Source organism: Treponema zioleckii (assembly GCF_014737315.1).
Classification (GTDB): Bacteria; Spirochaetota; Spirochaetia; order Treponematales; family Treponemataceae; genus Treponema_D; species Treponema_D zioleckii.
The window spans coordinates 1-8,458 of record NZ_JPUF01000093.1 but is presented as its reverse complement, the minus strand read 5'-3'; the positions used below and the strand labels follow the sequence as shown (position 1 = coordinate 8,458).

9 protein-coding genes and 1 tRNA gene are annotated in these 8,458 nt (G+C 40.3%); 2 read left to right on the top strand and 8 right to left on the bottom strand.

Going from position 1 to position 8,458, the window contains the following annotated elements; translation table 11 throughout:
- The 3 genes from JI65_RS15945 to JI65_RS15935 form a co-directional block, all read right to left on the bottom strand.
- Positions 1 to 336, bottom strand: a 336-nt coding sequence (locus tag JI65_RS15945; RefSeq protein ID WP_191018155.1) for a hypothetical protein, incomplete at its 3' end; no start/stop codon positions are given.
- A gap of 220 nt (positions 337 to 556) precedes the next feature.
- Positions 557 to 2,197 carry an ABC-F family ATP-binding cassette domain-containing protein gene (locus JI65_RS15940; protein WP_191018154.1) on the bottom strand — a complete coding sequence of 547 codons (1,641 nt, stop codon included), beginning with the start codon at positions 2,195 to 2,197 and terminating at the stop codon, positions 557 to 559.
- A 14-nt stretch (positions 2,198 to 2,211) separates the two neighbouring features.
- Complete coding sequence (locus tag JI65_RS15935) at positions 2,212 to 3,876, bottom strand: DEAD/DEAH box helicase (RefSeq protein ID WP_191018153.1); 1,665 nt, start codon at positions 3,874 to 3,876, stop codon at positions 2,212 to 2,214.
- Between the two features lie 235 nt (positions 3,877 to 4,111).
- On the opposite strand from JI65_RS15935, the gene JI65_RS15930 reads away from it, so the two are divergent.
- On the top strand, positions 4,112 to 5,245 hold the full coding sequence (locus JI65_RS15930) for a class I SAM-dependent methyltransferase (protein WP_191018152.1): 1,134 nt from the start codon (positions 4,112 to 4,114) through the stop codon (positions 5,243 to 5,245).
- Between the two features lie 76 nt (positions 5,246 to 5,321).
- On the opposite strand, the gene rpmE is transcribed toward JI65_RS15930, so the two are convergent.
- From rpmE to JI65_RS15905, 5 genes are all read right to left on the bottom strand, one after another.
- Positions 5,322 to 5,537 carry a 50S ribosomal protein L31 gene (gene rpmE / locus JI65_RS15925; RefSeq protein ID WP_191018151.1) on the bottom strand — a complete coding sequence of 72 codons (216 nt, stop codon included), beginning with the start codon at positions 5,535 to 5,537 and terminating at the stop codon, positions 5,322 to 5,324.
- A gap of 181 nt (positions 5,538 to 5,718) precedes the next feature.
- On the bottom strand, positions 5,719 to 6,450 hold the full coding sequence (rnc, locus tag JI65_RS15920; protein WP_191018150.1) for a ribonuclease III: 732 nt from the start codon (positions 6,448 to 6,450) through the stop codon (positions 5,719 to 5,721).
- 281 nt (positions 6,451 to 6,731) lie between these two features.
- Positions 6,732 to 6,974, bottom strand: coding sequence for an acyl carrier protein (gene acpP / locus JI65_RS15915; protein ID WP_191018149.1), 243 nt, complete (start codon positions 6,972 to 6,974; stop codon positions 6,732 to 6,734).
- 37 nt (positions 6,975 to 7,011) lie between these two features.
- Positions 7,012 to 7,200 (bottom strand): 50S ribosomal protein L32, encoded by a 189-nt coding sequence (gene rpmF, locus JI65_RS15910; RefSeq protein ID WP_191018148.1) that lies wholly within the window; start codon positions 7,198 to 7,200, stop codon positions 7,012 to 7,014.
- A gap of 205 nt (positions 7,201 to 7,405) precedes the next feature.
- Positions 7,406 to 7,477, bottom strand: a tRNA-Glu gene (locus tag JI65_RS15905).
- Between the two features lie 165 nt (positions 7,478 to 7,642).
- Here JI65_RS15905 and JI65_RS15900 point away from each other — a divergent pair.
- Complete coding sequence (locus tag JI65_RS15900) at positions 7,643 to 8,431, top strand: cysteine hydrolase family protein (protein ID WP_191018147.1); 789 nt, start codon at positions 7,643 to 7,645, stop codon at positions 8,429 to 8,431.
- Positions 8,432 to 8,458: the final 27 nt, after the last annotated feature.

Genomic DNA, 8,458 nt, shown 5'->3' with positions numbered 1-8,458 from the left:
ATTAATATCTTCTGATTTTTCAAGTTCTTGTAATAATTCTTTCATTACTAATTCTTTTTTTTCTGCAATGAAAGCCTTTTTACGTTTATAATATGTAAATATAGGGCTTTTAGGAATATTTTCTTTTACAAGATTGTTCAATCTTTCATCTAATAGTGAAGAATCAACTTCAGTTTTTCTATCATATTTTTTACATGTATAAAATTTCTGTTCAGGTCTTAGACTTTCAAAATATTCATCATCAACAATATCAGGAATTAGTAAAGTAGCCTGATATAGAGAGCCAGTTGTTTCATAAGTATCTATAAATTCTTTAATTCTTTCAGAAAATGTCATATAAGCCCCTTTTTTGTTTGAATTTATATTCTAGATCTAAAGCCCCCAATAAACAATTAAAAAAAATTGGTATAAGGAAAGTAATTATTGCTTTTACATCATCATTTTTTGAATTTTGAATCAGCATGCATATCAGCAGAATGGATAATTTTCATTGTATTTTAAATCCCCCACCCACCCCATAAAAAAAGCTGCCTCCCGGCAGCCTTTTTCAGTCAACTTAGAACTTTATTTTTCTGTCAGAACCTGCGTAATATTCTTTTCTAAGTTCTTTGACTTGCTCATCCGCCATGTAATCGTCAAAAGGCATCATGCGGTCAATCACGCCTTTCGGGGTAATCTCGACGATTCGGTTTGCGATAGTCTGAATAAACTCGTGGTCATGCGAAGTGAACAGGATTACGCCAGGGAACGAAACCAAAGCCTGATTCAAGCTCTCGATAGCCTCCAAGTCAAGATGATTCGTCGGGTCGTCAAGAATAAGAACGTTCGCACCGGTAAGCATCATTTTTGAAAGCATACAGCGAACTTTTTCGCCTCCAGAAAGAACTTTCACCTTCTTGAGCGACTCGTCGCCAGAAAAAAGCATTCGTCCAAGGAATCCACGAACATAAGCATCATCCTGCTCCTTAGAGAACTGCTTGAGCCATTCGGTAATGTTCATGTCGTTATCAAAATATTTGTTGTTGTCGCGGCCAATGTAAGTAAAGCTCGTAGTCTGTCCCCAGAAATACTCACCGCTCTCAGCCTTAGCCTCGCCCGCAATAACGTCGAACAAAGAAGAAATCGCGTTGTGCTCAACACCGACGAACGCAACTTTATCTGTTCTGTTGATTTTAATGTCAAAATTGTTGAGGAGCTGAACTCCGTCCTCGTCCTTTGTGTTCATTTTGCGAACTTCAAGAACGTTGTTGCCGATTTCACGCTCAGTCTTGAACTGAACGAACGGGAATTTTCGGCTTGTAACTGGCAAATCCTCAAGTTCAAGTTTCTCAAGAACCTTCTTACGGCTTGTAGCCTGTCTAGATTTAGCGGCATTTGAAGCAAACCTTTGGATAAATTCTTTAAGGTCTTTTGCCTTCTCCTCGTTCTTCTTTTTCTGGTCGCGAGCCTGTTTCTGCAAGATCTGGCTCATCTGATACCAGAAGTCATAGTTTCCGGCAAACTGCGTGATTTTTCCGAAGTCAATATCGCATGTTACCGTACAAACAGTGTTGAGGAAGTGTCGGTCATGGGAAACTACGATAACCGTATTCGGGAAGTCAAGAAGGAAGTCTTCAAGCCAGTTGATTGATTCCAAATCAAGACCGTTCGTAGGTTCGTCGAGAAGAAGAATATCAGGATTTCCGAAGAGAGCGCGTGCAAGCAAAACGCGGACTTTCTGAGATTCATCAAGCTCGCTCATCATCTTGTCATGGAATTTTTCTTCAAGTCCAAGGCCAGAAAGCATCTGCTCAATCTGATTTTCCGCCTCGTAACCGCCAAGTTCTCCAAATTCAGCTTCAAGCTCACTAGAACGGATTCCGTCTTCCTCGGTAAAATCTGCTTTTGAATAAATCTCATCACGCTCTTTTGACACTTCGTAGAGCTTAGGATAGCCCTGCATTACGGTATCCTTTACGCTGAATTCATCGAAAGCAAAGTGGTTCTGACTCAAAACAGCCATTCGCTCACCAGGCGTAATAAAAATATCTCCTGTGTCATGCTCGATTTCTCCGCTCAGAACTTTGAGGAACGTAGATTTTCCGGCTCCGTTCGCCCCGATTATTCCGTAGCAGTTTCCTGCAGTGAATTTCAAATTTACATCTTTAAAAAGCGGTTTCTCACTAAAATGAAGACTTACGTCTGAAACTGTAATCATTTATATCTCCTCGTCTATTTTTTTCCGAACAAAGCTTTTAATTTTCCAAAGAATCCAAGTTTTTTCTCCGAGCCTTGAGTTTTTTTCTCAGGAACAGCCCCGCGCTGATTTTTAGGAGGATTCTGAGTAACATGTGCTGAACGACGTTTATTTTTTCCGCCATTTTTTTGTGCACATGATTTTTCAGGATTTCTCTGATTCTTTGATTTTTTTGTCGAACCCGATTTTTCCTCAGGCGAAACAATTGAATGCGCATATTTCTCGCGATAATAAGCAAAACGCTCTTCCGAAGTCATAGCCGAAAGTTTTTCAAGCTCATCAGAATCTGTCTGTCCAACATTAGCGTTTCTGAACTTGTTAAGCTCTCCACGATTTCGTCTTCGGTCGCGTCGATCTTTCTCACGTCTTCGTCGCTCATCGCGTCCGTGCCGTCTTCCGTCACGGAATGATTTTTCATCATTACGAGAAGAACGACGGTCATCTCCGCCGTCGCGCCAATTTCCTACACGAATCCATTTGTCGCGACTCAAATCCTCGCCAAAATCCTCTTCCACCGCCACGCGCGAAGGAATTTGTTTTTCAATGTATCGTTCGATTGGCGCGAGACTGTAAACATCCTGTTCCGAACAGAAAGTATAAGCCTTGCCAGATTTTCCTGCACGGGCCGTTCTTCCGATTCGGTGAACGTAATTCTCGGCCTCGTTCGGAAGGTCAAAATTCACGACCATCGCAAGGTCATTCACGTCAATTCCGCGGGCCGCAACATCAGTCGCAACAAGGCAAGAAATCTTTCCGGCCTTAAAGCTGTCCATTATCTTAAGACGCTTTGACTGCGGCAAATCGCCGATAATGAATTCACTCTTAATTCCGTTGATTTCAAGACGCTTAGAAAGCACTTCGCACATTTTTTTAGTGTTGCAGAAAATAATAAGGCTTTCAGGATTCTCGCGCTGGATTATTCCGACCAAAAGTCTGATTTTATCGTCACTTGAAACGTGGATAAGTTCCTGATCAATTTCATCAACAGTGATGTTCTCGGCTTCAATCGTAATTTCCTTCGCATCTTTTGTGTATTCATAAGCCAGATTTTTTACATAAGTGTTGAGAGTCGCGCTAAAAAGCATGGTCTGCCTTTTTTCAGGCTCAGGAAGAAAATTAATCAGCTTTCTTAAATCAGGATAAAATCCCATGTCAAACATTCGGTCAGCCTCATCAATTGAAAGGAAAGCGACAGCCGACAAATCCATCTGCTTAGACTCAGCCAAGTCAATAATTCTTCCAGGCGTACCAATAATTATGTCAACGCCGTTTTTAAGGTTTGCAAGCTGCTTTTCATAGCTTACGCCACCAAAAAAGCTCGCACATTTTAAGCCAGTGAATTTTCCGAGTTTTCCAGCTTCCTCTTCAACCTGAACCGCAAGTTCTCTCGTAGGAACGAGCACGAGAGCTGTCTTTGCCGTAGAATTTTCTTCCCCGCCCTTAAACGCGAGAAGTTCCTGCATTATCGAAACCAAATATGCGGCAGTTTTTCCAGTACCCGTCTGAGACTGAACATACAAATCGCTGCCATCAAGTGAATTAGAAATCACCTGCTCCTGAACCGGCGTACAAACAACATAACCGGCTTCCCCCAGTCCTTTCTGGAGATTTTCATCAAGATTTAATTCTGAGTAGTTCATAAGATTTAGATTTCCGATTAGAATATAATAAAAAGAAATTGACAAATGTCATTCTTGTTTTCGCAATACCAGATAATAAATTAAAAGAATGCCTTACAAATTCGCAAAAAGCAGTTTCAATATAAATATAGTCTATTTAGAAAATTATGTATAGACTTAGAAAAGAAAATTTAAAAGGGCTTTTCCAAAAACATCCACTTTCGTTTTTGAGAAGCAAACTCATGGAGATTTTTATATGAACCAAAACACGACTGAACAAAATGAATATCAGGCAAAACTCTTCGCAAACAGGCTTTCAAAAAAATACAAGAATCTAAAAAAGTGGGCCAGGCGAGAACGCGTCACCTGTTACAGGCTTTACGACCGCGACATTCCCGAAGTCCCGCTCGCCGTGGATTTGTACGAATTCATTCCGGATTACATAACAACAAAACTTGAATGCGCGGAATTTTTGCGCTCGGAAGAACAAAGCATTTCCGCAAACGATTTGAGCGCGGCGGAAGCAAAAAAGCAACGAAGTTATCTGCACGTTTACCTTTATGAACGGCCTTACGAAAAAGACGAAAAAGACGAGCAGATTTGGCTCGACAAAATGTGCGAGAGCGCAGCAGAAACGCTCGGAATTCCAAAAAATCACGTGATTCAAAAACTCAGAAAAAAGCAGAAAGGCGAAAATCAATACGAAAAGATTGAATCAAAGAATACAATCGAAGGAACCGTGCAGGAATGCGGCCAGCTCTTCAAAGTAAACCTGAGCGACTATCTCGACACAGGACTTTTCTTTGACCACCGCCCGCTCCGCTCCGTCGTGCGAAGCTCATGCGCCGGAAACTCAGTCCTAAACCTTTTTTGCTACACGGGAAGTTTCTCTGTCTACTCAGCCGAAGGAAAAGCAAAGCGCGTCGAATCAGTTGATTTGAGCAACACTTACCTCGACTGGGCAAAATCAAATTTTCTTTTGAACGGCTTTACCGACTCAGAAAAATACATTTTTACACGAGGCGACGTAACGGGCTTCCTGAATCAAAAACTCGCCGAAGTTCCGAATGCCGAAAACACAAACCGCTACGATTTGATAATCCTTGACCCGCCGACTTTCAGCAACTCAAAGGCAACAAGAAACACACTCGACATAAACCGGGACTGGCCTGAACTTGTAAAAAAATGCCTAAATCTTTTAAAACCAAACGGAACTTTGTATTTTTCCACCAATTCCCACAGGCTAAAATTCGAAGAAAATCTCGTGCCGACAACAACAGACTCAGGCGAATCTGTAGAAATAAACGACATGACCGAAGACTCACTTTCCGAAGACTTCAAGGGAACTAAAATCCACAGACTGTGGAAACTCAAGCTCTCAAAAAAATAAAGCACAAAAAACAGAAATAAAAAAGGCTGACCACTCAAAATTAGCGGTCAGCCTCATTATAAGTTTCAGAACTAAATTATTTTTCTGAAGCAGCGTTGATTCCGTAACGCTTGTTGAATCGATCGATACGTCCTGCAGTATCAACGAGTTTCTGCTTACCTGTGTAGAATGGGTGGCAAGCAGAACAAATTTCAACGTGAATGTTCTCTACTGTTGAACGTGTTTCGATTACGTTACCACACTGACATGTGATTTTTGTAAGTTTGTACTCTGGGTGAATTCCCTGTTTCATAAAAAAATACTCCTTGCGTCCTTGCCCGATAATGTAGAAAACCCGGTCAGCACTACACACACAAAAAGAAAAAGATGCGCTGTATCATTTCCTCACCGTTAGCAATCAAAACACTACCACAAGAATGTTTCTAAAAGATACAAAATTTATAAACCTTCGTCAATTACAAAAGACAAAGTTGTTATTCAATTCCGTTAATTTCAACCCAAGCCTTGTGAGCGACATTCTGCTCAGATTCTTTTTTGTTTTTACCTGTAGCAGGCCCGTAAGTTACACCATGAACTTTTACAGTCGTCCAAAAAGTTCTGTCATGATCAGGGCCAGATTTTTTCACGAGCTCATAAACAGGACAAATCTTATATTTCTTTTGACAATATTCCTGCAAGAGAGTCTTATAATCTTTTATTCCCTTGTTTTCTTGCACTTTTCGAACTTCTGGAATCATAAATGAAAGAACAAGTTTTTCAGCCGCGGCATAACCGCTGTCCAAAAAATAAGCTCCAATCACAGCCTCGACAGCATCTGCAAGCAAAGCCTTTTTTTGGCGCCCGCCGTTCATTTCCTCGCCTTTTCCGAGGATAAGCATTTTGTCAATTCCGATTTTTAGAGCAATCGGAGCCAAAGACTCTTCGCTAACGACAATACTTTTTATTCGCGCAAGGTCTCCCTCAGGATTTTCCTGCATATCTTTGAACAAAAAGTTCGCCGTGGCCATTCCCAAAACGCTGTCTCCTAAAAATTCCAATCGCTCATTATTGAAATTTTTATGAGATATGTTTTCGTTTGAATAAGAACGGTGATGAAAAGCCAAGTCCAAAAGCTCTAGATTATTGAATTTAATAGAAATTCCACGACAAAAATTAATCAAGTCGCGTTTTCGTTCTGGTAAAAGTTTTGATTTTGAAAAAAACATGATTCATAAACGCCACAAAATCGTAGCATCATATCCAAGAATAAAATAAAAAAAGGAACCGTCCAAAAGTATTGTCATGCCGAACCCTAGCTCAGCCTCGCACTAAAATCAGCGCACAACTTCCGAAAAAAATCCAGAAGGATACAAAATTATTGGACAGTCCCTCTCTATAAAATGACAAACAAAAAAGTGATTAAAGTTAATTGAAATTCTGAAACAACCGACAGTAAATGTCCTGCATTGGCTATCGATCATTTCATAACAATCAGCTTAAAACCGACTTATTTTCCCTGTGCTGCTTTGATGAACTCGTAAGCGTCTCTTACAGTCTCGAATTCATTTGCTTTCTCATCAGGAATCTTTACAGCGAGTTCTTCCTCAATTGCATAAACAAGTTCATATGTATCGAGGCTGTCTGCTCCCAAGTCACCGCGGAAAGATGAATCCAAGGTAATCTTGCTTTTGTCTGTAATCTCAAGTTTATCAGCGATAAGATCCTGAATTTTAGTGAACAATTCGTCCATTTTAATCTCCTGCTTGCAGAAATGTCTGCTTTAATTTTTAGCCGTTGCTTTCAGGTGTGATTACCTGTCTTCCACGGTAGAAGCCACATTTAGGACAAACGTGATGCTGCAAAATAAGGTTACCACAGTTGCCACATGCAACCAAATGTGGAGCCTCAAGATGCATATTTACACCGCGACGTCTGCGTGTGCGAGCTTTAGAAGTAGTCGCTCTAGGTACTGCCATATTAAAAACCTCACTATTTGTTTTGTTACTAAAGTTATAACAGAATACATATTATAACAGTTTCACTCTACTTGTCAATCAAAGTGAAACACTTAGTTTTTTCAACAAAAGATACAATAAAAATTTATAATTTGGAACGTCAGCCAAACGCCCAAAACCAACAATAAAAAAACCTTGAGCAATAACTCAAGGTTTCAACAAAGCACATCTCCTAGCAGAATTGAACTGCTGTTGTCGGGATGAAAACCCGATGTCCTAACCACTAGACGAAGGAGACATTCGCAACTTTCGTAAAGCGCATATTTAATATATCAAATCAGGAGGATTATAGTCAATAGTAAAAATGAAGATTTTTGTATTTTTTTATTTAATTTTTTTCTATGTTTTTCGTGCAAACAAAAGCCTAGACAATATAGATTTTTATTAATAAAATTCTTGGAATATGACGAATTCGTTGCTATTAATTGACCCTCAAAGAGATTTTTGCTCACCAGACGGGGCTCTTTACGTTCCTGGAGCTGAAAAGGACGCAGAGCGTCTTTCGAATTTCATAAAAGCAAACGCAAACAAGCTTGACAGCATTCACACCACAATGGACTGCCATCCCTATTTTCATATTGCACACCCATGTTTTTGGAAAGACCGAAATGGAAACGAAGTTCCTCCATACACAACAATCACCCACAAGGATTTTGAAGACGGCGTTTACGTTCCTTCGCTAACAAGCCTCACTCCACGGGTCGATGAATACCTTCTCTCACTCGAAAGCCTCGGAAGATACCAACTCACGATTTTACCGCCACACGGACTTTTGGGTTCAAAAGGATTTGCCCTCGAAGAAAAAGTCGCAGAAGCAATAAACGTATGGGAAAAGACAAAAATCGGAAACGTCGTCGATTACATTATAAAGTCAAGCAACCCATTTACAGAACATTACAGCGCGATACAGGCAGAAGTTCAGGATCCAACAGATGGAAGCACAAAAACCAATTACGCATTAATAGAAAAACTCAGAAATGCGGATCAAATATTCGTTGCAGGAGAATCACTCTCGCACAACATTGCGAACACGGTCAAAGATTTGCTCATTTATATTCCGCCAAGCAAAATCACCCTACTCCGAGACTGCACGTCGAGCGCACCGAACTTTGAAGACTCCGCGGAAGAATTGATTTACGATTTTGAGCAGCGGGGCATAACAATCGCGGATTCATCCTTCCGGATTTCATAAAAAAAATAAAAAAAGTAGAAAAAATTT